26 protein-coding genes are annotated in these 21,883 nt (G+C 67.7%); 12 read left to right on the top strand and 14 right to left on the bottom strand.

Annotated elements, in window-relative coordinates; translation table 11 throughout:
- Positions 1-9 precede the first annotated feature (9 nt).
- Entirely contained in the window at positions 10-1,431 is a 1,422-nt protein-coding gene (locus NQ204_RS08345) for an MFS transporter (RefSeq protein ID WP_116864773.1), read from the bottom strand.
- Between the two features lie 29 nt (positions 1,432-1,460).
- Between NQ204_RS08345 and soxR the strand changes: the two genes are divergently transcribed.
- Complete coding sequence (gene soxR / locus NQ204_RS08340) at positions 1,461-1,895, top strand: redox-sensitive transcriptional activator SoxR (RefSeq protein WP_116864774.1); 435 nt, start codon at positions 1,461-1,463, stop codon at positions 1,893-1,895.
- Positions 1,896-1,941: 46 nt separating this feature from the next.
- Here the strand turns inward: soxR and NQ204_RS08335 are convergent, their stop codons facing one another.
- Positions 1,942-2,544 carry a short chain dehydrogenase gene (locus tag NQ204_RS08335; protein WP_116864775.1) on the bottom strand — a complete coding sequence of 201 codons (603 nt, stop codon included), beginning with the start codon at positions 2,542-2,544 and terminating at the stop codon, positions 1,942-1,944.
- 96 nt (positions 2,545-2,640) lie between these two features.
- Between NQ204_RS08335 and NQ204_RS08330 the strand changes: the two genes are divergently transcribed.
- Positions 2,641-3,516, top strand: a complete 876-nt coding sequence (locus NQ204_RS08330; RefSeq protein WP_116864776.1) for a LysR family transcriptional regulator — start codon at positions 2,641-2,643, stop codon at positions 3,514-3,516.
- Positions 3,517-3,570: 54 nt separating this feature from the next.
- On the opposite strand, the gene proC is transcribed toward NQ204_RS08330, so the two are convergent.
- Together proC and NQ204_RS08320 are read right to left on the bottom strand one after the other, a co-directional pair.
- On the bottom strand, positions 3,571-4,392 hold the full coding sequence (proC, locus tag NQ204_RS08325; RefSeq protein WP_116864777.1) for a pyrroline-5-carboxylate reductase: 822 nt from the start codon (positions 4,390-4,392) through the stop codon (positions 3,571-3,573).
- A 16-nt stretch (positions 4,393-4,408) separates the two neighbouring features.
- Positions 4,409-5,086 carry a YggS family pyridoxal phosphate-dependent enzyme gene (locus tag NQ204_RS08320; RefSeq protein ID WP_256643557.1) on the bottom strand — a complete coding sequence of 226 codons (678 nt, stop codon included), beginning with the start codon at positions 5,084-5,086 and terminating at the stop codon, positions 4,409-4,411.
- Between the two features lie 87 nt (positions 5,087-5,173).
- Here NQ204_RS08320 and NQ204_RS08315 point away from each other — a divergent pair, with 87 nt between their 5' ends.
- The 5 genes from NQ204_RS08315 to NQ204_RS08295 all read left to right on the top strand — a co-directional run bounded on the left by NQ204_RS08315 (position 5,174) and on the right by NQ204_RS08295 (position 9,724).
- On the top strand, positions 5,174-6,211 hold the full coding sequence (locus NQ204_RS08315; protein WP_004147099.1) for a type IV pilus twitching motility protein PilT: 1,038 nt from the start codon (positions 5,174-5,176) through the stop codon (positions 6,209-6,211).
- A gap of 96 nt (positions 6,212-6,307) precedes the next feature.
- Positions 6,308-7,459, top strand: a complete 1,152-nt coding sequence (locus NQ204_RS08310; RefSeq protein WP_116864779.1) for a PilT/PilU family type 4a pilus ATPase — start codon at positions 6,308-6,310, stop codon at positions 7,457-7,459.
- 301 nt (positions 7,460-7,760) lie between these two features.
- Positions 7,761-7,964 carry a hypothetical protein gene (locus tag NQ204_RS08305; protein WP_133249439.1) on the top strand — a complete coding sequence of 68 codons (204 nt, stop codon included), beginning with the start codon at positions 7,761-7,763 and terminating at the stop codon, positions 7,962-7,964.
- A 106-nt stretch (positions 7,965-8,070) separates the two neighbouring features.
- Complete coding sequence (locus NQ204_RS08300; protein ID WP_133249440.1) at positions 8,071-8,649, top strand: hypothetical protein; 579 nt, start codon at positions 8,071-8,073, stop codon at positions 8,647-8,649.
- 91 nt (positions 8,650-8,740) lie between these two features.
- Positions 8,741-9,724: an aldo/keto reductase gene (locus NQ204_RS08295; protein ID WP_116864782.1), complete on the top strand. Its 984-nt coding sequence runs from the start codon at positions 8,741-8,743 to the stop codon at positions 9,722-9,724.
- 71 nt (positions 9,725-9,795) lie between these two features.
- Here NQ204_RS08295 and NQ204_RS08290 read toward each other — a convergent pair whose 3' ends face one another.
- Positions 9,796-10,692: a LysR family transcriptional regulator gene (locus tag NQ204_RS08290; protein WP_116864783.1), complete on the bottom strand. Its 897-nt coding sequence runs from the start codon at positions 10,690-10,692 to the stop codon at positions 9,796-9,798.
- A gap of 329 nt (positions 10,693-11,021) precedes the next feature.
- Between NQ204_RS08290 and NQ204_RS08285 the strand changes: the two genes are divergently transcribed.
- Positions 11,022-11,234 carry a DUF4287 domain-containing protein gene (locus NQ204_RS08285; protein WP_256643556.1) on the top strand — a complete coding sequence of 71 codons (213 nt, stop codon included), beginning with the start codon at positions 11,022-11,024 and terminating at the stop codon, positions 11,232-11,234.
- Positions 11,235-11,584: 350 nt separating this feature from the next.
- Positions 11,585-12,292 (top strand): YitT family protein, encoded by a 708-nt coding sequence (locus NQ204_RS08280; protein ID WP_108768023.1) that lies wholly within the window; start codon positions 11,585-11,587, stop codon positions 12,290-12,292.
- 60 nt (positions 12,293-12,352) lie between these two features.
- Here NQ204_RS08280 and NQ204_RS08275 read toward each other — a convergent pair whose 3' ends face one another.
- Positions 12,353-12,898 carry a DNA-3-methyladenine glycosylase I gene (locus NQ204_RS08275; protein WP_116862968.1) on the bottom strand — a complete coding sequence of 182 codons (546 nt, stop codon included), beginning with the start codon at positions 12,896-12,898 and terminating at the stop codon, positions 12,353-12,355.
- Positions 12,899-12,976: 78 nt separating this feature from the next.
- Here NQ204_RS08275 and NQ204_RS08270 point away from each other — a divergent pair, with 78 nt between their 5' ends.
- Genes NQ204_RS08270 through NQ204_RS08260 form a run of 3 tightly spaced genes read left to right on the top strand, consistent with a single transcriptional unit; the run spans position 12,977 to position 14,996 of the window.
- Positions 12,977-13,543, top strand: a complete 567-nt coding sequence (locus NQ204_RS08270; protein ID WP_116862969.1) for a YqgE/AlgH family protein — start codon at positions 12,977-12,979, stop codon at positions 13,541-13,543.
- Positions 13,536-14,030, top strand: a complete 495-nt coding sequence (gene ruvX, locus NQ204_RS08265) for a Holliday junction resolvase RuvX (protein ID WP_256643555.1) — start codon at positions 13,536-13,538, stop codon at positions 14,028-14,030. The genes NQ204_RS08270 and ruvX overlap by 8 nt, the downstream gene beginning before the upstream one ends.
- Positions 14,031-14,045: 15 nt before the next feature.
- The gene (locus tag NQ204_RS08260; protein ID WP_256643554.1) at positions 14,046-14,996 is read left to right on the top strand and encodes an aspartate carbamoyltransferase catalytic subunit; all 951 of its coding nucleotides are present in this window, start codon (positions 14,046-14,048) and stop codon (positions 14,994-14,996) included.
- A 203-nt stretch (positions 14,997-15,199) separates the two neighbouring features.
- On the opposite strand, the gene NQ204_RS08255 is transcribed toward NQ204_RS08260, so the two are convergent.
- The 8 genes from NQ204_RS08255 to rapZ form a co-directional block, all read right to left on the bottom strand.
- Complete coding sequence (locus tag NQ204_RS08255) at positions 15,200-15,532, bottom strand: hypothetical protein (protein ID WP_343238470.1); 333 nt, start codon at positions 15,530-15,532, stop codon at positions 15,200-15,202.
- 191 nt (positions 15,533-15,723) lie between these two features.
- Positions 15,724-16,521 (bottom strand): carboxylesterase family protein, encoded by a 798-nt coding sequence (locus NQ204_RS08250; protein ID WP_256643553.1) that lies wholly within the window; start codon positions 16,519-16,521, stop codon positions 15,724-15,726.
- Positions 16,522-16,591: 70 nt separating this feature from the next.
- Positions 16,592-16,858, bottom strand: a complete 267-nt coding sequence (locus tag NQ204_RS08245; protein WP_116862973.1) for a hypothetical protein — start codon at positions 16,856-16,858, stop codon at positions 16,592-16,594.
- A gap of 71 nt (positions 16,859-16,929) precedes the next feature.
- Entirely contained in the window at positions 16,930-18,291 is a 1,362-nt protein-coding gene (mgtE, locus tag NQ204_RS08240; RefSeq protein WP_116862974.1) for a magnesium transporter, read from the bottom strand.
- Between the two features lie 137 nt (positions 18,292-18,428).
- Positions 18,429-20,198 carry a phosphoenolpyruvate--protein phosphotransferase gene (ptsP, locus tag NQ204_RS08235; protein WP_256643552.1) on the bottom strand — a complete coding sequence of 590 codons (1,770 nt, stop codon included), beginning with the start codon at positions 20,196-20,198 and terminating at the stop codon, positions 18,429-18,431.
- A gap of 2 nt (positions 20,199-20,200) precedes the next feature.
- Complete coding sequence (locus tag NQ204_RS08230) at positions 20,201-20,470, bottom strand: HPr family phosphocarrier protein (protein WP_079220894.1); 270 nt, start codon at positions 20,468-20,470, stop codon at positions 20,201-20,203.
- Entirely contained in the window at positions 20,463-20,855 is a 393-nt protein-coding gene (locus tag NQ204_RS08225; protein WP_010483657.1) for a PTS sugar transporter subunit IIA, read from the bottom strand. The genes NQ204_RS08230 and NQ204_RS08225 overlap by 8 nt, the downstream gene beginning before the upstream one ends.
- Before the next feature lie 123 nt (positions 20,856-20,978).
- Positions 20,979-21,863 carry an RNase adapter RapZ gene (gene rapZ, locus NQ204_RS08220; protein ID WP_256643551.1) on the bottom strand — a complete coding sequence of 295 codons (885 nt, stop codon included), beginning with the start codon at positions 21,861-21,863 and terminating at the stop codon, positions 20,979-20,981.
- Positions 21,864-21,883 lie beyond the last annotated feature (20 nt).

Below are 21,883 nucleotides of genomic sequence, written 5' to 3'. Positions count from 1 at the left end.
AGGCAACCATCAAACCCGCCGCGCCACCACCGCACCCAGCACCGCCAGGCCCACCGTGATCGCCAGGCACAGAACGTAACCGGTGTGCGGTGCCTGTTCGACAAACAGCGCGAACAACGCACCAGACAGCGCCAGCGCGGTAGCCACGCACAGCGCCTCGCTCAACTGCAGGGCCGAACTGTTGCGGCCCTGTTCCTGCGGCGCGGACAGCGACAGCGTCAGCACCGAAAGGCTGGCGTAGATCATGCCCATGCCGAAACCGGTGACGGTCCAGCCGAGCAGCGCGACGGGCAGCGGCACCGCATTGAACAGCACCGCCAGGGTGGCAGTGATGCCGATGGTCATCAGCACCGTGCCCACGCGCAGCAGCTGCTGCCGCGACCAGCCACGCTGCTGGTGGCCCTGCAGCCACGAGCCGCTGAACCAGCCCAGTGCACCCAGGCTGAGCACTGCGCCCGCCCAGCTCGGCGACAGACCGCGCTCACGCTGCAGCAGCAGCGGCAGATAGGCCTCGCAGGCGAAGAACGCCGCGGCGGCGACACCACGCAACGCAATCACGCTGGGCAGGCCCCGGCGCAGGCGTAGCGTGCCCGGCGGCAGCAGGCGGTGCCCGCACAGCAGCAGGCCGGCCACGGCCACGCCCATGCAGGCCAGCGCCGGCACGCCCTGCTGCTGGCCGCCGAAGTACAGCAGCAGCGCGGCCAGCGATGCACCGATGGCCCAGCCCACGGCATCGCCGCTGTTGTCCTCGTCGCTGGTTTCAATAGGCGCCTGCCGCGCCAGTGCCGGGCGCAGCATCAACGCCGCCGGAATCGCCAGCAGTGGCACGATCAGGAACACCCAGCGCCAGCCCAGGTGCTGCACGATCAGGCCGCTCAGCGCCGGGCCGACCATCGACGGCACCACCCAGCCGGCCGAAAACGCAGCGAAGACCTTCGGCCGCAGCGCCTCGGGATAGTTGCGGCCGACCATCACGTACAGCGCCACCGAGATCGCGCCGCTGCCCAGGCCCTGCAGCAGGCGCCCTGCCACCAGCGTGCCCATTCGCGTGGCCAGGCCGGCCAGCAGCAGGCCCAGCACGAAGCACGCAAGGCCCCACCACAGCGGTCGCGCCGGGCCGCTGCGGTCGGTCCAGCGCCCGGCCACGGTCATGCCGACCACGCTGGTGGCCAGGGTGCCGCCGAAGGCCAGCGCGTACAGGCGCAGGCCATCCAGTGCCTCGGCCACGGTGGGCATCGCCGCGGCCACGGCCAATGCTTCGAAAGCGAGCAGGGCGACCAGCACGACCATGCCGATGGTGGTGCTGCGGTGGGCGGGCGAAAGGATCGACTCGGGTGCGGACGTCGCCGTCGCCGATGCTGCGGTGGGGGTGTTCATGCGGGGGAGGATGCTGGGGCCGCGCTTGTCATCCGGCGGCGAAGGACGCAGCATGACACCTGAACCATGGTTGAGGTCAAGCGATGCAGGAACAGGAACTGAGCGTGGGTGACGTGGCCCACCGCAGCGGCGTCGCGGTATCGGCGCTGCACTTCTACGAGCGCAAGGGCCTGATCAGCAGCCTGCGCACGGCGGGCAACCAGCGGCGATATGCGCGCGACGTACTGCGCCGCCTGGCGGTGATCCGCGTTGCACAGCGCGTGGGCATGCCACTGGAAGCGGTGGCCCGGGCGTTCGAGACCCTGCCGCAGGGCCGCGCGCCGACCAAGGCCGACTGGGCGCGGCTGTCCGCGCGCTGGCAGCAGGAACTGGAGGAGCGCATCCACATGCTGCAGCTGCTGCGCGATGAACTGACCGGCTGCATCGGCTGTGGCTGCCTGTCGCTGAAGCGTTGCCGCCTGGCCAACCCCGACGACGTGCTCGGAGAACGCGGCGACGGCCCCATGCGCTGGGGCTGAGCCGCCTCCGGTAGCGCCGGGCCGTGCCCGGCGGCGGTTCCAGCAATTACCAGACGGTGAGGGTCTCGCCGCTCTGGATGCCTTCCACGGCGCGCTGGAAGGCCAGTGCCGCGCGCTGCGCGGGCACGGCTTCAAAGCCAGGGAAGTAAGGGCCGTAAGAGTCCAGTGATTCGGCCAGCACGTTCGGGCTGACGGCGTTGATGCGCATGCCGCGCGGCAACAGTTCAAGCGCGGCGGCGCGCACGAAGCCTTCCAGCGCCTGGTTCACCGCGGTGGCGTTGACGCCGTCGCGGATCGGCTGCGCGCTGATGATGCCGGTGGTGAGGGTGATCGAGCCGCCCGGGTTGAGATGATGCTGGGCCGCCAGCGCCAGCCGCACCTGGCCAAGCAGCTTGTCCTGCAGGCCGCTGTTGAACTGCGCGGCGGTCATCGTCTGCAGCGGGCCGAAATGCACGTTGCCGGTGGTGGAGATCACTGCATCGACCGGGCCGGCCTGCGCGAACAGGGCCGAGACGCTGGCATCGTCGGCCAGGTCCACACGCAGCGCGCCGCTGCGGCGGCCGGCGGCAAGAATCTCGTGGTGCTGGCCAAGGTGGCGGGCGACCGCCTGGCCAAGGGTACCGCTGGCACCGACAAGCAGGATCTTCATCGTGGCGTCCTCATGGGGAAGGGCTCCAGTCTGCGCCGCCGGATATGGGTTTGGTAAGCGGCGTATGATTCGCATATTCCTAACCAAGAGTTAGTAATGGATACCTTGCGCTGCATGCAGGCCTTCGTGGCCGTGGCCGAGCACGGCAGCTTCGCGGCGGCTGCCGTGCAGCTGCAGGTGTCGGCAGTGATGGCCGGCAAATACATCCAGCAGCTGGAGGCGCACCTGGGCACCGCGCTGCTGCAGCGGAACACCCGACACCAGCGGCTGACCGAGGCGGGCGCGGCCTACCTGGCCGGCTGCCGGCAGGTGCTGGAACAGGTGCAGCAGGCCGAGGCCGATGTCGCCGGACTGCAGCGGCAACCGCAGGGCCTGCTGCGGATCAGTGCGCCCACCACCTGGGGCAGCTGCGTGCTGGCGCCGTTGCTGTCGGGCCTGCTGCGCGCGCAGCCGCTGCTGGATATCGAACTGGACCTCAGCAACCGCCGGGTGGACCTGATCGAAGATGGCTTCGATGCGGCGATCCGGGTCGGGCCGCTGCCCTCGCAGGAACTGGTGGCGCGCCCGCTGCCGCCGTATGCAATGAGCCTGTGTGCGTCGCCGGCCTACCTGCGCCGGCGCGGCACGCCACGGACGCCGGCCGACCTGGCCGGACATGACTGCCTGAGCCATCTGGCCTGGCGCGGCGGCCATGGCTGGCAGCTGGCCAATGGCGAACAGGTCGATTGGGATGCACGGTTGACCAGCAACGATGGCTACGCGCTGCGTGAAGCGGCGGTGGCCGGTGCCGGATTGATCCTGCAGCCGACGGCGTTGCTGGCGGCGGACATCGCGGCCGGGCGCCTGAAGCCGCTGTTGCGCGGATACGTGCCGGAGCCGCGGCCGATGCATCTGATCTACCTGCCGGACCGACGCCCGCGCCCGCGACTGCAGTGCTTCATCGATTTCGTCATGGCCACATTGGCGCGTTGACGACGCATTACGGTAGGTGCCGACCGTTGGTCGGCACGACATCACACATCGCGATCAATCATTGGCCGCCGATAACTGCCGCCCGCGCTGCTGCGCCGCCTGCAGTGCCTTGTCCACCAGCGCCTCGAAACCATCGGCCTGGAAGCTCTCGATTGCCGCCTGGGTGGTGCCGTTGGGCGAGGTCACCCGGCGCCGCAGTTCGGCCGGGCTTTCGCCGGCTTCGTCCAGCATCCGCGACGCGCCCAGCAGGGTCTGCACCACCAGCGCGCGGGCGGCGTCGGCCGGCAGGCCCTGCGCAATGCCGGCCGCCTCCATCGCTTCGGCCAGCAGGAACACGTACGCCGGGCCGCTGCCGGACACGGCGGTCACCGAATCCATCAGCGCCTCGTCATCAATCCACACCGTGCGCCCGGCGCTGGCCAGCACGCGATCAGCCTGCGCCCGCTGCTGCGCATCCACCGCCGCCGTTGCATACAGGCCGGTCACGCCGGCGCCGAGCAGGGCAGGGGTGTTGGGCATCGCGCGCACCACCGGCAGCGCACCGCCCAGCCAGCGCTGCAGCTGCGCGCTGGTGATGCCCGCGGCAATCGACACCACCAGCGGTGCCTGCGCCTGGGCCAGCGCCTGCAGCGACTGGCAGACCTCGCGCAGCACCTGCGGTTTCACTGCCAGCAGCCAGGTCTGGCCCTGCGCGGCGGCAGCGGCGGCCGTTTCGTGGGTCTGCACGCCGAAATCGGCGGCCAGTGACTCGCGCAGCGCGGCCACCGGCTCGGCCACGTGGATCTGCGCCGCCGGCACGCCCTGGCGGACCAGCCCGGCAATCAGGCTGCGGGCCATGTTGCCGCCGCCGATGAAGGTGATCGATTCAACTGTCATGCGGGAGTTCCTTGGTTCAGGCCGGGCGCGGACGCGCACCGAACAGGGCGGTGCCGATGCGCACCAGGGTGGCACCTTCGGCGATGGCCTCGGCGTAGTCGCTGCTCATGCCCATCGACAGGGTGTCCACCTGCGGATGGCGCGCGGCCAACGAGTCAAAAAGTGTGCGCATGCGCACGAAGGCATCGCGACGGCGCTCGGCCTCCGGCCACGGCGCGGGAATGGCCATCAGCCCGCGCAGGCACAGCGTGGGCTCGGCGCCGATGGCCGCGGCCAGCGCGTCCACGTCCTGCGGCGCACACCCGTGCTTGCTGGATTCATCATCGATGTTGATCTGGATGAGCACGTTCAACGGCGCACGCCCGGCCGGGCGATGGCGGGCCAGGGCCGCTACCAGCTTCGGCCGGTCCACGCTCTGCACCCAGTCGAAGTGGCTGGCCACGGCCTCGGCCTTGTTCGACTGCAGGTGGCCGATCAGGTGCCATTCCAGCCCCAGCGCCTGCAGCGCCTGCATCTTGGCCAGGGCTTCCTGCACGTAGTTTTCGCCGAAGGCGCGCTGGCCCTGCGCGGCCAGGGTGGCCACGGCCTCGGCCGGCTGGGTCTTGGAAACCGCCAGCAGGCGCGGCGGTGGCCGCCCGGCGGCCTCGGCGGCGTTGTGCAGGTTGCTCAGGATCTCGGGCAGGGCAGTGGCCACGTAACGCGTTCCAGTGTGACAGGAGGCTATACTGCCGCCAGGGGAAAGATCCTTCCAGTCGAAGCCGTTATTGGGGAGTAGCCGCTCATGGATATCGCCGAGCTGTTGGCGTTTTCCGTAAAGAACAAAGCGTCCGACCTGCACCTGTCTGCAGGCCTGCCGCCGATGATCCGCGTGGACGGCGATGTTCGCCGGATCAACATCCCGGCCCTGGACCACAAGCAGGTCCATGCGCTGGTGTACGACATCATGTCCGACAAGCAACGGCGCGATTACGAGGAATTCCTCGAAGTCGACTTCTCCTTCGAGATTCCGTCGCTGGCTCGCTTCCGTGTCAACGCCTTCAACCAGAACCGCGGCGCCGGTGCGGTGTTCCGTACCATTCCGTCCGAGGTGCTGACCCTGGAGGACCTGGCCTGCCCGCCGCTGTTCCGCGAGGTGATCCAGCAGCCGCAGGGCCTGATCCTGGTGACCGGCCCGACCGGTTCGGGCAAGTCGACCACGCTGGCGGCGATGATCGACTACATCAACAAGAACGAATACGGCCACATCCTCACCGTCGAGGATCCGATCGAATTCGTGCACACCTCGCAGAAGTGCCTGATCAACCAGCGCGAAGTGCACCGCGATACGCACGGCTTCAACGAAGCACTGCGCTCGGCACTGCGTGAGGATCCGGACATCATCCTGGTGGGCGAACTCCGTGACCTGGAAACCATCCGCCTGGCGCTGACCGCCGCGGAAACCGGCCACCTGGTGTTCGGCACCCTGCACACCAGCTCGGCGGCCAAGACCATCGACCGTATCATCGACGTGTTCCCGGCCGGCGAAAAGCCGATGGTGCGCTCGATGCTGTCCGAATCGCTGCGCGCGGTCATCTCGCAGGCGCTGCTGAAGAAGGTCGGCGGCGGCCGTACCGCGGCGTGGGAAATCATGGTCGGCACCCCGGCCATCCGCAACCTGATCCGCGAGGACAAGGTCGCGCAGATGTACTCGGCCATCCAGACCGGCCAGCAGTACGGAATGATGACCCTGGACCAGCACCTGCAGGACCTGGTCAAGCGCAGCCTGATCACCCGCAACCAGGCCCGCGAGTACGCCAAGGACAAGCGTCTGTTCGAGTAAGGCGAGGCAACGGTGGGGCGGTGCGCATGCATGCCGCTGTCCCGCGATGTCCTGTCCACCGACCGATCTCTGGCAAACGCCCATTGGGAGCCCGCCATGAACAGCACCGCCAGTACCGCCAGCACCATCGATTTCACCTCGTTCCTCAAGCTTATGGCGCACCAGCGCGCCTCGGACCTGTTCATCACCGCGGGCATGCCGCCGGCGATCAAGGTCAACGGCAAGATCTCGCCGATCACGCAGACGCCGCTGACCCCGCAGCAGAGCCGCGACCTGGTCCTCAACGTGATGACCCCGGCGCAGCGCGAGGAATTCGAGAAGACCCACGAGTGCAACTTCGCCATCGGTCTGTCCGGTGTCGGCCGTTTCCGCGTGAGCTGCTTCTACCAGCGCAACCAGGTCGGCATGGTGCTGCGCCGTATTGAAACGCGCATCCCCACTGTGGAAGAACTGAGCCTGCCGCCGATCATCAAGACGCTGGCGATGACCAAGCGCGGCATCATCCTCTTCGTCGGTGCCACCGGTACCGGCAAGTCGACCTCGCTGGCGGCAATGATCGGTTACCGCAACCAGAACTCGACCGGCCACATCATCACCATCGAAGACCCGATCGAGTTCGTGCACAAGCACGAGGGCTGCATCATCACCCAGCGTGAAGTCGGCATCGATACCGACAGCTGGGAAGCCGCCCTGAAGAACACCCTGCGCCAGGCGCCGGACGTGATCATGATCGGCGAGGTGCGTACCCGCGAGGGCATGGACCACGCCATCGCCTTCGCCGAAACCGGCCACCTGGTGCTGTGTACCCTGCATGCCAACAACGCCAACCAGGCGATGGACCGCATCATCAACTTCTTCCCGGAAGACCGCCGCAACCAGCTGCTGATGGATCTGTCGCTGAACCTCAAGGGCGTGGTCGCGCAGCAGCTCGTTCCTTCGCCCGATGGCCGTTCGCGCAAGGTCGCGATGGAGATCCTGCTGGGCACGCCGCTGGTGCAGGACTACATCCGCGACGGCGAGATCCACAAGCTCAAGGAACTGATGAAGGAGTCCGTCGAGCTGGGCATGAAGACCTTCGACCAGAGCCTGTTCGAGCTGTACCAGGCCGGTGAGATCAGCTACGAGGACGCGCTGCGTTACGCCGATTCGCAGAACGAAGTGCGCCTGCGCATCAAGCTCAGCCAGGGCGGCGATGCGCGCACCCTGTCGCAGGGGCTGGATGGCGTGGAGATTTCAGAGGTTCGTTGACCTACAGCCGCATGGGCTCCCGGCTAGGGGGACTGTTACAGGGGATTGCATATGGACATGCCGTTGGCCCGCAACGTGGTGCTGATTGGTTTCGAGAACATGCAGCCGCCATCCCTGAAGGAACTGGCGGCACCGGGGTTCACGGTTCTGGTGTTTGTTGGTGCATCGCAGGCGCGCATCAGCATGGATGTGGCCGAGGCCATGCAGGGGTTGGCAGCCAGGGGCGTTTCGCCAAGCGCGGCAGAGCGCTGGCGTACCTGCGTTGCCCGCAGCGAAAACGGTGCTGCCGGATGCGCGGTTGATGCACGTGCGCGATTGGCTGGTGCGACAGGACAAAGCCCGGCCTGCCTCCAGGGTGGCCCTGCAGAACTCCATCGCCAACCTCTTCCAGAAGACCTTGGCTGCCACTGAAGTCGCCGCGCTGGTGCAGCAGTTGCAACAGAAAAAGTGGATAGTGCTGGAGGGCAACACGGTCCGTTACCAGTTGGCGGCCATGCGCGCCTGAGTGGCACTGGCGCCGCTCCTGCGCCTCTGCGATAGTCGCACCGTCACCGCGTTCGCGGGACAGGGGGAGCCGGCACCCTGCCGGCGCGACAACTCAGGATTCGCACATGGACTTGCACGATCCGTATCGCGCGCCGGCAGCCGTGCCTGCGCGTCCACCGACGTTGCCAACCGCGCCGGTCAGCTTTTCTGCATCCACCACAGCGGTGTACTACTCACCGTCCACCCTGAAGATCGCCGCGCTGTCGATGGCGTCGATGGGCTTGTATCCGATGTACTGGTTCTGGCAGAACTGGCGCGCGATCAAGCGCGAGACCGGTGGGACGCAGTGGCCGTGGGCGCGCGCGCTGTTTTCGCCGCTCTGGTCGTTCCTCTGCTTCAGTGACCTGCGCGACGTGGCGCAGTCGCGGCGCCGGCAGCTGGCCTTCGCGCCGGCGGTGCTGGGCGTGCTGTTCTTCGTGCTCAACCTCGCCGGTCGCCTGCCCAACGGCGCCGCCTTGATCGCACTCTTCGGCTTCGTGCCGCTACTGCCGGTCAACAGCCTGCTGCGGCAGTACCACCATGATGAAAAAGTGGACATGCAGCGCATGGATCGCTTCGGTGTCTGGCACATCCTGCTGACCCTGGCCGGTGGTGCGGTGTTGCTGCTGGCCGTGCTGGGCTACGCGATGGGTAACGCGGATTGATGAAATCCAGTCATGACCGACTGCCATCCAGGTCGTTCAATCCAGCGGGGGTAGGGGCGTATCGTCGTCGTTCCCGCTCTGGAGCATGACGATGCAGACACGTGAACTCGGCCGCAGTGGTCTGAAGGTTTCCGCCCTTGGCCTGGGCTGCATGGGCCTGAGCCACAGCTATGGCCCGCCGGTCGAGCACGGCCAGGGCATCGCCCTGCTGCATGCCGCCGTCGAACGCGGCGTGACCTTTTTCGATACCGCCGAGGTCTACGGTCCGTACACCAATGAAGCACTGGTGGGCGAGTCACTGGCGCCGTACCGCGACAAGCTGGTGATCGCCACCAAGTTCGGCTTCAAGGACGCCCGCACCGATACCGGCCTGGACAGCCGCCCGGAAAACATCCGCGCGGTGGCCGAGGCCAGCCTCAAGCGCCTGCGCACCGACCACATCGATCTGTTTTACCAGCACCGCGTGGACCCGAACGTGCCGATCGAGGACGTGGCCGGCACCGTGCGCGACCTGATCGCCGAAGGCAAGGTCGGCCACTTCGGCCTGTCCGAGGCCAGTGCCGCGACGGTGCGCCGTGCGCATGCGGTGCAGCCGGTGGCCGCGGTGCAGAGCGAGTACTCGCTGTGGTGGCGCGAACCGGAGCGCGAACTGCTGCCGACGCTGCAGGAACTGGGCATCGGCTTCGTGCCGTTCAGTCCGCTCGGCCGCGGCTTCCTGACCGGCACCATCACCGCCGATACGACCTTCAGCGACAACGATTTCCGCAACAGCGTGCCGCGTTTCGAAGTGGAAGCGCGCCGTGCGAACCAGGCGCTGGTGGATCGCATCGGCACGATTGCTGCGGCCCGTGGCGCGACCCCGGCGCAGGTGGCACTGGCCTGGCTGCTGGCGCAGGCACCGTGGATCGTGCCGATTCCGGGTACCACCAAGGTCCATCGCCTGGAAGAAAACCTGGCCGCGACCGAGCTGGTGCTGTCCACGGACGAGCTGCAGCGCATCGCCCAGGTGCTGGAAGAAGTGTCGATCGTCGGCGAGCGCTACAACGCGCAGCGCGCGGCGCAGGCCAAGGGCTGATCTGATCTGTGCTGTGGTGGGTGCGGACCGGTGGTGGTGGGTGCGGACCGTTGGTCCGCACTCCTTGACCCTCACCCCATCGGCCCGCGCAGCGCGTCCAGCACCGTGCGCATGGCCACACTGATGTGGCGGCGCGACGGGTAGTAGGCGTAGTAGCCGTCGAAGGTCGGGCACCAGTCATCCAGCACTGACTGCAGGCGGCCCTGTTCCAGCAGCGCCAGCACCTGGTCCTCGGGCAGCCAGGCCAGGCCGCTGCCGGCCAGTGCGGCTTCGCGGGTCATGCCCATGGTGTTGAAGGTCCACTGGCCGCTGACGCGCACGCTCAGTTCGTTGCCATCCTGGCCGAAATCCCACGGCATCAGCCCGCCGTGGGTGGGCAGGCGCAGGGTGATGCAGTTGTGCGCCGCCAGCTCCTGCGGATGCCGCGGCGCGGTGTGCTGGCGGAAGTAGCTGGGCGCACCGACCACGCGCATGCGCAGCGGCGGGCTGATCGGCACCGCCACCATGTCGCGGGCCAGCCGTTCGCCGAGGCGGATGCCGATGTCATAGCGCTCGGCAACGATGTCGGCCAGTGCGTAGTCGGCGGTCAGTTCGACGTTCAGATCGGGGTACTGCTGCAGCAGCGGCGCCAGCCGTGGCCAGGCCAGGTATTCGGCGGCGTGTCCGGTGGCGTTGATGCGGATGGTGCCGGCGGGGCGCTCGCGGTATTCGGCCAGCGCGGCCAGTTCGTTCTCGATCTCATCCAGGCGCGGGGCGAGGGTATCGAGCAGGCGGGCGCCGGCTTCGGTGGTGGACACGCTGCGGGTGGTGCGGGTGAGAAGGCGCACGCCGAGGCGTTCTTCCAGGCCGCGCATGGCGTGGCTGAGGGCGGACTGGGAGACGCCGAGCTGGGCGGCGGCCTTGGTGAAGCTGCCCTGGCGGGCAACGTGGACGAAGGCCTGCAGGTCGTTGAGGTTTTCGCGGGGCATGAGGGGATGATACGGCCGGGCTGCGCCCGGCACCTGCCGAAGCAACGTCAACGTCAAATGCGTGCTTTCCGTGGGATGGCGGGGTGGGTCCGGTTGAGGGGGACGCTGCAAGTACGTCCCTGTAAGCTCGGTCGCCGCATCCATGCGGCTCACGCCCCCTCAACCGGACCCACCCCGCCTTCGACAGGTTCACGCGAGCTGCTGGAACGGCTCGGGGTCGGATCCCGTTGCTGCGCAACGGGCTCCGACCCCATTCTGTGTGGACGTGTGAGATGTCGATTCCTGTGTCTGTGGTTCGTCGAATGAATGACGTTCAACGGGAGCTGCACATGAGCACTGACACCCAGCCGAAAGGCCCGGCCTCGTATTTCCTCTCCATCGAGAAGACCTACGGCCAGCCGGTGGCGTACTGGCTGGGCCTGCTCGCGAAGAAGCCGGGCCTCAAACACATGGAACTGGTCGGCTACCTGAAGGCCGGGCACGGCCTGGGCCACGGCCATGCCAATGCCCTGGTTGCCCACCACCTCAACGCCCAACGCTGACCCACCGCTCCAACGAGCGCAGCGACCCGCTTCTGCTCTTGCTCTTCTTTTTCTCTTACGTGGCTGGACGAGCAAGGAACCTGTCCAAGGCCGGGCGGGGTGGGGGCGCGGGACCGCAGGCGCCATGGATGGCGCCTACGAGCCCCCATGGATGGGTTCACGGCGTGTCCCGCGGTCCCACCCTGCCCGGCCAAGCGCGGATACCCGCAGTCGAGCAAGCTCGACTCTACGCAGTCGCGCCCAGCCACGAGGGGCTGCGCCGTTCGCGGGCAACCCAACTGAACGATTTCATCTGCAACTGTCACCCGGATCGTGTCTAATACCGCTCCCCACCTGCGGTCCCCACCCGAATGTCCCTCCAATCCCATGGCCCGGCGCCGTGCGACGACGCTGACGGCCACCTCGTCACCGCCGGTCCGCTGACCCCGCCCCCGGACAGCGCCGGCACCCCCGCCGACGAAAAAGCGCTGCGCCACTCGGTCGCCGAGGACGTGCAGGGCATGGTCCTGGCCACGCTGGTGGCCTCGCTGGGCCTGGCCATCTTCGCCAAGGGCGGGCTGATGATCGGCGGCATGGCCGGCGCGGCCTTCCTGCTGCACTACGCCATGGGCTGGAACTTCGGCCTGGTGTTCGTGCTGGTCAACCTGCCGTTCTACTGGGTGGCCGTGCGCCGCATGGGCTGGGAATTCACTCTCAAGACCTTTGCCGCGGTCACCGCCTGCGGCGTGCTCACCGACATCCTGCCGCGCTGGGCTGATTTTGCGCACATCGCGCCGCTGTACTCGGCGCTGGTCGGTGGCGCGCTGTCCGGCCTGGGCATCCTGTTCTTCATCCGCCATCGCGCCAGCCTCGGCGGTATCGGCATCCTGGCGGTGTACCTGCAGCGCACCCGCGGCTGGAGCGCCGGCAAGGTGCAGATGTCCTTCGACGCCTGCCTGATGGTGGCCGCGTTCTTCGTGCTGTCGCCGTCGAAGGTGATGTACTCGGCCATCGGCGCGGTGGTGCTCAGCCTGGTGCTGATGTTCAACCATCGCCCCGGCCGTTACATGGGCGTGTAAATCCACACACGGCGTTCGCCGGGCATGGCCCGGCGCTACCGGACCCGCTGCGGATGTGCGTCAGCGGCCCGCCGCCTGCACCCACGGTGGGGCAAGCTTCAGCAGCTGCGCATGCACCGGGCAATCCTCGGCATGCGCGCCGGGCAGGTAGCCCAAGCTCATCAGGAACTCGCCGGTGATCTCGCCGCCGGTGAAGCGGAACGTCTTCTTGAACAGCTTCACCCAGTCGGCCTTGCTGCGCGGGTGATGCGCGTCCAGCCACGCGGCGAAGCTGCCATGGCTGGCCCGCAGCTGCTGGATCACCTGCGCGTTGTGGATGGCGGCCAGCACCTTCAGACGGTTGCGGATGATGCCGGCGTCGGACAGCAGGCGCTCGATGTCCTGCTCGGCATAGGCCGCCACGCGGTCCACGTCGAAGCCATCGTAGGCCGCGCGGAAGCCCTCGCGCTTCTTCAGGATGGTTTCCCAGCTCAGCCCGGCCTGGTTGATTTCCAGCACCAGCCGCTCGAACAGCTCGCGCTCGTCGCGCTGCGGGAAGCCGTATTCATTGGCGTGGTAGAACTCATGCACCGGGTGGCCCGGGGCGATGCGGCAGTATCCGGACAAGGTGTTCTCCTGGCGGGCGGGCGTCCCATTATGCGCGGCGTGCAGGCGCCGGAGGCGCCCACCGGCTAGAATGGCGCCATGTCTGTAATGCCTACCTCCCTTGCCGATCACCTGCTCGTCGCGCTGCCGTCGCTGATCGACGCGACCTTTGCCCGCAGCGTCGCACTGATCTGCCAGCATGACGAGAACGGGGCCATGGGCGTGCTGGTCAACCAGCCTTCCGAATACACGCTGGGCGAGGTGCTTTCGCAGATGGACATCACCACCGGTGATGGTGAGCTGCAGGCGCGCGTGGTCCTCAACGGCGGTCCGGTGCATCCCGAGCGCGGTTTCGTCATCCACGACGACGCGCGCGACTGGGATTCCAGCCTGCGCGTGAGCGAGGGGCTGTACCTGACCACCTCGCGCGACATCCTCGAAGCGATGGCCCGCGGTGAGGGCCCGGCCAATGCCGTGGTCACCCTGGGCTGTGCCGGCTGGGGGGCAGGGCAGCTGGAAAGCGAACTGGCCGAGAACAGCTGGCTGACCGTGCCGGCCGATGCCGAGCTGGTGTTCCAGCTGCCGCTTGAGCAGCGCTGGCAGGGCGCGGCCTCGCGCATCGGCGTGGACCTGTTCCGGCTGACCGATTACAGCGGCCATGTCTGAGCCCGCCGCGCCCGCCCCGGTTCCTGCCGCCCCGGCCATCCGCCGCGATGGCACCGTGCTGGGGTTCGACGTGGGCTCGCGACGCATTGGCGTGGCCATCGGCAGTGCCTTCGCTGCGCATGCGCGCGCGGTGGCCGTGGTCGATGTGCACGGCAACGGCCCGGACTGGGCCGCGATCGAGCGCCTGCTCAAGGAATGGAAGCCCGACGGCCTGGTGGTGGGCGATCCGCTCACCCTGGATGGCCAGGACCAGCCCAACCGCAAGCGCGCGCAGGGCTTCGCCCGCCAGCTGCGGGAACGCTTCAAGCTGCCGGTGGCGATGATCGACGAGCGTTCCAGCTCGGTCGAGGCCGCCCGCCGCTTCGCCGTCGAGCGCGCCGAAGGGCGCAAGCGCCGCCGTGATGCGGCCGCCCTCGACGCCGTGGCCGCGGCGGTGATCATCGACCGCTGGCTGTCGTCCCCCGACGACGCCACCCCCATTCCCTGACTGCCGACTCCTGCCATGACTGCCCAGCAACTCGATGCTTCCGGACGCCTGCGCCACCTGCTGACCCTTGAGGGCCTGCCGCGCGAAACCCTGCTGCAGCTGCTCGACCGGGCAGGGCAGATCCGCGATGCCGCCGTCGGCCGCGTCGGCAACAAGCGCCAGGTGCTGGCCGGCTCGGCGGTGTGCACGCTGTTCTTCGAACCTTCCACCCGCACCCGCAGCTCGTTCCAGCTGGCCGCGCAGCGCCTGGGCGCGGACGTGCTGAACTTCGATGCCTCCACCTCGTCGACGCGCAAGGGCGAAACCGCCTGCGACACGCTGAAGAACCTGGAAGCGATGGGCGTGCGCGGCTTCGTGGTGCGCCACCCCGATGACGGCGCGGTCGCCGCACTGGCCGCAGCGGCCGGCGAGGGCACCGCGCTGGTCAATGCCGGCGACGGCCGCAGCTCGCACCCGACCCAGGGCCTGCTGGACATGCTGACCCTGCGCCAGGCCAAGGGCCCGGATTTCTCCAGGCTGAAGGTCGTGATCGTCGGCGACGTGAAGCACTCGCGCGTGGCCCGCACCGACCTGCATGCACTGCGCACGCTGGGCGTGGGCGAGATCCGCGTGTGCGGTCCGCAGTCGCTGCTGCCCGACGACGAGACCCTGAAGGGCTGCGTGGTCGGCGATGATTTCGACGGGATGTTGGAAGGCGTCGACGCGCTGATGATGCTGCGCCTGCAGCGCGAGCGCATGGAAGAAGGCCTGGTGCCGTCGCTGGAGCAGTACCACGCGCAGTACGGCCTGAATGCCGAACGCCTGGCCCGCGCCGGCAAGGATGCAGCCGTGCTGCACCCGGGCCCGATCAACCGTGGCGTGGAAGTGACCGACGACGTGGCCGATGGCCCGCAGTCGTGGGTGCTGCGCCAGGTCGCCAACGGCGTCGCCGTGCGCATGGCCGTGCTGGAAACCCTGCTGGGCTGATCGCCTGCTCGGGTCGGCAAAATGCTCTGGTAGATGCCAACCTTGGTTGGCACTACTGGTCCGTGACGATCGATCTCTGCCGGTCGCACGAACCCGCAAGGTCCCACTCGCACCACGCGTGGGGATACCCGTCAAGCTGCGTGGTCATTCCTGCTCTGATCGGATTCCCCATCACGTACATCGCGTGACGAAACAGCGATTCATCAGAGCGGATCGCGTGATCGTGATAGCAGGCTTGCCACAAGCGCCCGATCCGTCCCAGCAATCGGTTTACCTGCTGGGCGGGTCCGCGACTTGAAACGCTTCATCACGTTCTCAAGCGTTCCTGCACGTAGTTCGACCAGCCAGTGGATATGGTCGGGCATGACCACGTAGGCAACGGAGCGGGTGAAGCCTTCCTGATCGAGCCTCTGAAACTCGCGGATAGCGACCGCTGCCGTAGCGTCGTTGGAACACCTTTGTGCGGCCGTCCACGACGGTGGTGAGTAGGTAGAAGAAGCCGACGCTTGAATGGCGACCGATAAGAAGGCGGACATTCTGCATTGAACAAGCATGACCGGGCCAGCTTGTCTGCAATATCAGGGAACAACGCTGTTTCTGGTAGGCCAGTGCCAACCGAGGTTGGCATCTACCAAGGCGGTGCGCGGAGCAGCACGGGCACCTGCGTGCCAACCAAGGCTGGCATCTACCATGGTGGCACGAGATCAGCCGGGGTGTAGTCGAGCCGTCAGCGCTTCTGCGCGAACAGCCATGCCCACATCGCCGGGTCGGCGTAGGTCGCGTCCCACGCGTTGTGGTTGCCGTCGGGGTATTCGGTATAGCGCACGTCGAGCGCGCCGGCTGCCTGGAACGCAGCGTGCAGGCGGCGGTCGTCGGCCGGGTGCACCACGTCGTCCTGCGCGCCGTGGAAGATCCAGATCGGCGTCTGTCGCAGGCGCTGCGCGATCGCCGCATAGGGATCAGCTTCGTGCGCCACCTGTTCGACGAACAGGGTCGGGCGTACCGCGCGCGGAGCAAGCACCGCACCGCATACCGGCACGATGGCCGCAAAGCGCTGCGGTTCGTCCAGCGCGATGTTCCAGCTGCCGTAGCCGCCCATCGACATGCCGGTCAGGTACTGCCGCGCGGGGTCGGCACCGAACTCAGCGATCGCTGCATCCAGCGCGGCCACGGCCACACGGTTGTTGTGGCCGTTCCATTCCTCGTCGCCGGGCACCTGCGGGAACACCGCCAGCGCCGGGAAGTCGGTCGCATGTTCGCGCAGGTACGGGCCCAGCCCGGCATGGGTCTGCTTGACGCCATCGCGACCGCGCTCACCCGAGCCGTGCAGGAACAGCACCACCGGCAGCGAGCCGGGCGTGCGTGCCGCCACCGCCGGAATGAAGACCTGATAGTAGGCCGTCTGCCCGTCCACCTTCACCGCACGGGATTCGAAGTGGCCACGCGCGCTGTGGGGCGTGCTGGCGCAGGCGGCCAGCATCAGCAGGGACAGCAGCGGCAGCAAGCGCAGCAAAGGACGGACCATGACGTTTCCTCAAGGGTTGGAAGCGTTTTCATGGTAGTGCGTCGGCGTGCGCCGGGCATCGTGCAGCGCGTCACTGCGGGCGCGGGAAACTGGCGATGATGTCCAGCTGCTCCTGCGCCTCGGCATTGCCCTCGGCAGCGGCGGCCTGCACCTGCGCCATGTCCGGGTGCATCACCACCAGCAGCGGGTTCTCGCACACCGGGCAATCGTACTCGGTGGCATCCTCGTCCAGCTCCATCACCATCGCCCGCGCGTTGCCTTTCCATTCGCAGGCGGCACAGGTATGCATCTGCTCGCGCCAGCCGGGCTGGAAGTAGTTTTCAATAGTCGTTGCCATGGTGGCGTCCGGAAGGTCATGCAGCTGGGGTCGGAGCCCTGTTGCGCAGGGATCCGACCCCATGCGGGGAATCAGTGCAGCAGGATGAGGGTGGCCAGGCCGAGGAAGCTGAAGAAGCCCATCACGTCGGTCACCGCAGTCACCACCACGGTGCCCGCCACAGCCGGATCCACGTTCATACGCTTGAGCAGCAGCGGAAGCAGCACGCCGGCCAGCGCCGCGGCCAGGAAGTTGATGATCAGCGCCAGGGTGATCACCAGTGACAGCAGCATGCTGTGGAACCACACGAACGCGATGAGCCCGACCAGCAGGCCGATCAGCGTGCCGTTGATCAGCGCCACGCGCGCTTCCTTCCACAGCAGGATGCGCGCATTGCTCTGGCCCACCTGGCCCAGCGCAATGCCGCGCACCATCAGGGTCAGCACCTGCACCGCCGCGTTGCCGCCGACGCCGGCGACGATCGGCATCAGCACTGCCAGCGCCACCACCTTCTGCAGGGTCAGTTCGAACTGGCCGATCACGCTGGCGGCGAGGAACGCCGTGCACAGGTTGATACCCAGCCAGACCACACGGCCGCGCACGGCACGCTTGATCGGCGAGAACAGATCCTCTTCCTCGTCCAGGCCGGCCGCGCCCAGTGCCTGGTGCTCGGCCTGCGAACGGATGATGTCCACCACGTCATCGATGGTGATGCGGCCGAGCAGGATGTTGTTGTCGTCCACCACCGGCGCGGACACCCAGTCATGATCGGAGAACTGCCGGGCGACTTCCTGGTCGCTCTCGCCGACGTCGATGGCTGGCTGTTCGTCGTCGATCAGGCGGTTGATCGGCGTGGTGTCTTCGTGGGTGACCAGTGCGGCCAGTGACACGCGGCCGAGGTACTGGTGGCGTCGGCTGACCACGAACAGGTGATCGGTGTGGTCGGGAAGTTCGCCACGCAGGCGCAGGTAGCGCAGCACCACGTCGACGTTGACGTCGGCGCGCACGGTCACCACGTCCGGGTTCATCAGTCGGCCGGCACTGTCCTCGGGATACGACAGCACCTGTTCCAGGCGCTCGCGGTTCTCGCGGTCCATCGACTTGAGGACCTCGTCGATGACCGTATCGGGCAGGTCCTCGACCAGGTCAGCCAGGTCATCGATGTCCAGGTCTTCGACCGCGGCGATGATTTCGTCGGGGTCCATGTCCGCGAGCAGGCTCTCGCGCACTTCCTCGCCGACGTGGACCAGCACCTCGCCATCGTCCTCGGGATCGACCAGCCCCCACACCACTTCGCGCTTGCCCGGGGGCAGCGATTCGAGCAGGTTGCCGATCTCGGCCGGCGCCAGCGTGTTGACGAGCCGACGCACCGGCCCCAGCCGGCCGCTGTCCAGTGCATCGGACAGCATCCGCAGTTGGCGTGCAGTCTTGTCGTGGCGTACGGCTTCAGCCATCACAGCTCCCGCGGGAAGAGAAAAGCCGCGATCCCGGCAAGGATGCGGCAAGAGGGGTGTTCAGCGCGTCATTATCGCAAGCAGATGTTTCAACGCATAGCCGCCGGGCCGTGCCCGGCGAGCGTGTAGCGCGGCAGTCAGGGAGTCTCGGCCACCAGCGCCAGCCAGCGCTCGATGCCGCGGCGGTCGCGCGCGGCCAGCAGCTTCGGCGCGCGCGCGCGCAAGGTGGCCAGGTCGGCCTCGCGGATCGCACGACGCACTTCCAGCAGGGTGCCCGGGTGCAGGCTGAACTCGCTCAACCCAAGTGCCAGCAGCAACGGGGTCATGCGCGCGTCGCCGGCCATCTCGCCACACACCGCCACCGGGATGCGATGGCGTGCGCCGGTGTCGATGACCATCTGCAGCAGGCGCAGCACCGCCGGGTGCAGCGGCGAATACAGCTCGCCCAGCGCCTCGTTGTTGCGGTCGGCGGCCAGCAGGTACTGCACCAGGTCGTTGGTGCCGATCGACAGGAAGTCGACCAGGTCGATGAAGCTCTCCAGCGCCAGCGCAGCGGCGGGCACTTCGATCATCGCGCCCAGCGGCACGTGCTCGGCCACCACGTGGCCTTCGCCGCGCAGCTGTTCGGTCAGCTTGAGCATGCGCCGGCGTACCGCCAGCAGTTCCTCGCGGGTGCTGACCATGGGGATCAGCACGCGCAGCTTGCCGTAGGCCGACGCGCGCAGGATCGCGCGCATCTGGGTATCGGAGACCTTCGGCCGCGCCAGCGACAGGCGCACGCCGCGCAGGCCCAGTGCCGGGTTTTCCTCGTTGCTAAGGGTCAGCCCGGTGCGGTCGGCCTTGTCCGCGCCCAGGTCGAGGGTGCGGATGGTGACCGGTCGCCCGCTCATGCCCAGAGCGGCATCGCGGTAGGTCTGGAACTGTTCTTCTTCGTCCGGCAGCTCGTTGCGCTGCAGGAACAGGAATTCGGTGCGGTACAGGCCCAGCCCCTGCGCGCCCAGCGCATGCGCCTGGGTCACGTCCTCCAGCGATTCGGCGTTGGCCAGCAGGGCGATGTCGACCTGGTCGCGGGTACGGCTGGGTTTGCTGCGCAGGCGGCCAAGCTCGCGCTGCTCGCGCGCGTGCTCCTTCAGGCGCACGCGGTAATCGCGCAGGTTGTCGGCTTGCGGGTTGACGGTAATGCTGCCGTCGGCACCATCGATGATGAGCACGTCGCCGTCGGCGATGCGGCTGAGCACCTGCTGCACGTTGACGATGAGCGGCAGGTGCAGGCTGCGGGCAAGGATCGCGCTGTGCGACAGCGCGCTGCCGGCGGCGGTGACGATGCCGACCACACCCTGCGCCTGCAGCTGGGCCAGCTCGGACGGGGCGATGTTGTCGCAGACCAGGATCTCGCCGGCCAGGCCCTTCACCACCGGCGGGCGGTCGGGCTGCAGGAAGGCATGGATGCGGCCGATCACATGGTCCAGATCGTCCATGCGGCTCTTCAGGTAGGCATCGTCCATGCCATCGAAGACCTTGGCCAGGCGGTCGCGCTGCAGGCGCAGCGCGTAGCCGGCACTGTAGGGACCGCTGCGGATCAGTTCGTCCAGGCCATACAGCAGTTCGGGGTCGTCCAGCAGCAGCGCGTGCAGGTCGAGGAACTCGCCGACATCGTGGCTCAGTGCACCGTGCAGGCGCTGGCGCAGGTCATGCATTTCCGCGCGTGCGGCATCCAGTGCGCGGTGCAGGCGTGCCAGCTCGGCCTCCACCTGATGTGGCGCGACGCGTTGTTCGGCGACCTCAAGCGCGTGCGGCAGGCGCACCCGCGCCCGTCCCATCGCCGAACCGCGTGCGGCGCCGTGGCCGGCCAGCAGCTGTACCGGCCGTTGGCCGGTGGCAGATTGGCCGGCGCGTGCGCGTGGCACGCTCAGCTGTCCTCGTCGAAGCGGCGCTCGAACAGGTCGACCACGGCATCCATCGCCGCGGCTTCATCCTCGCCGTTGATGCGGATGGTGACCGGGGTGCCTTGGGCGGCGGCCAGCAGCATTACGCCCATGATGCTCTTGGCGTTGATCTCACGGCCCTTGGCGGCCATGGTCACGTTGCAGCGGAATGGGGCCAGCGTCTGCACCAGCTTGGCGGTGGCCCGGGCATGCAGGCCCAGGCGGTTGCTCACGGTGAGTTCTCGTTCAAGCATCGTCGACTATCGCTCCATTACGGGTGCCCGCCGCGGCTGTGGCGGGCAGTTGATCCAGTCCCTGTTCCGGATAATTCATCACCCGCAGCAACATCGGCAGACTCAGCGCCGACACCCGGCGAACCGGGGTCCCCAACCGGGCCAGCTGCCCGGCAAGGTTGGCGGGGCTGGCGCCGTACAGGTCGGTCAGGATCAGCACGCCTTCGCCACCATCGACCCGGCGCAGAGCAGCCGAGGCGAGCGGGAGAAGGGCATCCAGGTCTGCGTCGAACGGTACTTCGAAAGCTTCGGTTTTCAGCGGCAATTGCCGCAGGAGCCGGGTCGCCACGTCAAGCAGGGCGGTCCCGACCCCGGGATGTGTTACGAGGAGAATGCCACAGGTCATTACTGCACGTTAACAGGTCGAGGTGAATTGGCGATAGCAGCAGGAGAGGGGCACTGTGTCCCGTATTCAGCGTTGCCGGGGTCAGAGCCCTTTTTCGTTGAAAAAGGGATCCCACCCCATCCCTCAATCCTGTTCGCGGTGGTACGTGGCCACGTCATCCCAGCCCATCTCGCGGGCGTGCCGTGCCATGCGCTCGGCCAGGTACACCGAGCGATGCTTGCCGCCGGTGCAGCCGAAGGCCACGGTCACGTAGCTGCGCGTGCCATCGCCCAGCTTGGGCAGCCAGGTGTCCAGGAAATCCATCAGCTGGGTCAGGTAGCGCTGCACGTCCGGCTGCGCTTCCAGGTAGTCACGCACGCCGGGCTCGCGGCCGCTGAGTGCACGCAGGTCCGGGTCCCAGTGCGGGTTGGGCAGCACGCGCGCATCGAACACGAAGTCGGCCTCGGCCGGCACGCCGCGCTTGTAGGCAAACGATTCGAACAGCAGCGACAGGCGCGTGGCGTGGCCCATCGCGAACTCGGTGATGATGCGCCGGCGCAGCTGGTGCACGTTCAATGCACTGGTGTCGATCACCACGTCGGCCTCGCGGCGCAGCGGTGCGATCAGCTCGCGCTCGCGGGCGATGGCTTCGGGCAGCGACAGGCCGAGCTGGCTCAGCGGGTGCCGGCGACGGGTGTCGGCATAGCGCTTGAGCATCGTCTCGTCGCTGGCCTCGAAGTACAGCACCTTCGTTTCCACGCCGGCATCGGTGGCCAGCGTGCGCCAGTTGCCCAGCTGGCTCAGGTCGGCCTGGCCGCGGACGTCGATGCCCACCGCCAGCCGGCGCGGCGCGCCACCATCATGGTTCTCCAGCACGCTGCGGACGAAAGCCGGCAGCAGCTGGATCGGCAGGTTGTCCGAACAGTAGTAGTCCTGGTCCTCGAAGGTCTTCAGGGCGACGGACTTACCCGAGCCGGACAGGCCGCTGACGATGATCAGGGTCGGGGCGGTGGGGGTGGGGGTGCTCATGGACAGGCTCTTGGTGGTGG

Source organism: Stenotrophomonas testudinis, from assembly GCF_024499815.1.
Taxonomy (GTDB): Bacteria; Pseudomonadota; Gammaproteobacteria; order Xanthomonadales; family Xanthomonadaceae; genus Stenotrophomonas.
This window is presented reverse-complemented; position numbering and strand designations above follow the sequence as displayed.

Bases quoted from the DNA above. Each gene is read 5' to 3' on its own strand.
- NQ204_RS08345 (WP_116864773.1), bottom strand. From the start codon at position 1,431: ATGCTGCGTCCTTCGCCGCCGGATGACAAGCGCGGCCCCAGCATCCTC.
- soxR (WP_116864774.1), top strand. From the start codon at position 1,461: ATGCAGGAACAGGAACTGAGCGTGGGTGACGTGGCCCACCGCAGCGGC.
- NQ204_RS08335 (WP_116864775.1), bottom strand. From the start codon at position 2,544: ATGAAGATCCTGCTTGTCGGTGCCAGCGGTACCCTTGGCCAGGCGGTC.
- NQ204_RS08330 (WP_116864776.1), top strand. From the start codon at position 2,641: ATGGATACCTTGCGCTGCATGCAGGCCTTCGTGGCCGTGGCCGAGCAC.
- proC (WP_116864777.1), bottom strand. From the start codon at position 4,392: ATGACAGTTGAATCGATCACCTTCATCGGCGGCGGCAACATGGCCCGC.
- NQ204_RS08315 (WP_004147099.1), top strand. From the start codon at position 5,174: ATGGATATCGCCGAGCTGTTGGCGTTTTCCGTAAAGAACAAAGCGTCC.
- NQ204_RS08310 (WP_116864779.1), top strand. From the start codon at position 6,308: ATGAACAGCACCGCCAGTACCGCCAGCACCATCGATTTCACCTCGTTC.
- NQ204_RS08305 (WP_133249439.1), top strand. From the start codon at position 7,761: ATGCACGTGCGCGATTGGCTGGTGCGACAGGACAAAGCCCGGCCTGCC.
- NQ204_RS08300 (WP_133249440.1), top strand. From the start codon at position 8,071: ATGGACTTGCACGATCCGTATCGCGCGCCGGCAGCCGTGCCTGCGCGT.
- NQ204_RS08295 (WP_116864782.1), top strand. From the start codon at position 8,741: ATGCAGACACGTGAACTCGGCCGCAGTGGTCTGAAGGTTTCCGCCCTT.
- NQ204_RS08290 (WP_116864783.1), bottom strand. From the start codon at position 10,692: ATGCCCCGCGAAAACCTCAACGACCTGCAGGCCTTCGTCCACGTTGCC.
- NQ204_RS08285 (WP_256643556.1), top strand. From the start codon at position 11,022: ATGAGCACTGACACCCAGCCGAAAGGCCCGGCCTCGTATTTCCTCTCC.
- NQ204_RS08280 (WP_108768023.1), top strand. From the start codon at position 11,585: ATGTCCCTCCAATCCCATGGCCCGGCGCCGTGCGACGACGCTGACGGC.
- NQ204_RS08270 (WP_116862969.1), top strand. From the start codon at position 12,977: ATGTCTGTAATGCCTACCTCCCTTGCCGATCACCTGCTCGTCGCGCTG.
- ruvX (WP_256643555.1), top strand. From the start codon at position 13,536: ATGTCTGAGCCCGCCGCGCCCGCCCCGGTTCCTGCCGCCCCGGCCATC.
- NQ204_RS08260 (WP_256643554.1), top strand. From the start codon at position 14,046: ATGACTGCCCAGCAACTCGATGCTTCCGGACGCCTGCGCCACCTGCTG.
- NQ204_RS08255 (WP_343238470.1), bottom strand. From the start codon at position 15,532: ATGTCCGCCTTCTTATCGGTCGCCATTCAAGCGTCGGCTTCTTCTACC.
- NQ204_RS08250 (WP_256643553.1), bottom strand. From the start codon at position 16,521: ATGGTCCGTCCTTTGCTGCGCTTGCTGCCGCTGCTGTCCCTGCTGATG.
- NQ204_RS08245 (WP_116862973.1), bottom strand. From the start codon at position 16,858: ATGGCAACGACTATTGAAAACTACTTCCAGCCCGGCTGGCGCGAGCAG.
- mgtE (WP_116862974.1), bottom strand. From the start codon at position 18,291: ATGGCTGAAGCCGTACGCCACGACAAGACTGCACGCCAACTGCGGATG.
- NQ204_RS08230 (WP_079220894.1), bottom strand. From the start codon at position 20,470: ATGCTTGAACGAGAACTCACCGTGAGCAACCGCCTGGGCCTGCATGCC.
- NQ204_RS08225 (WP_010483657.1), bottom strand. From the start codon at position 20,855: ATGACCTGTGGCATTCTCCTCGTAACACATCCCGGGGTCGGGACCGCC.
- rapZ (WP_256643551.1), bottom strand. From the start codon at position 21,863: ATGAGCACCCCCACCCCCACCGCCCCGACCCTGATCATCGTCAGCGGC.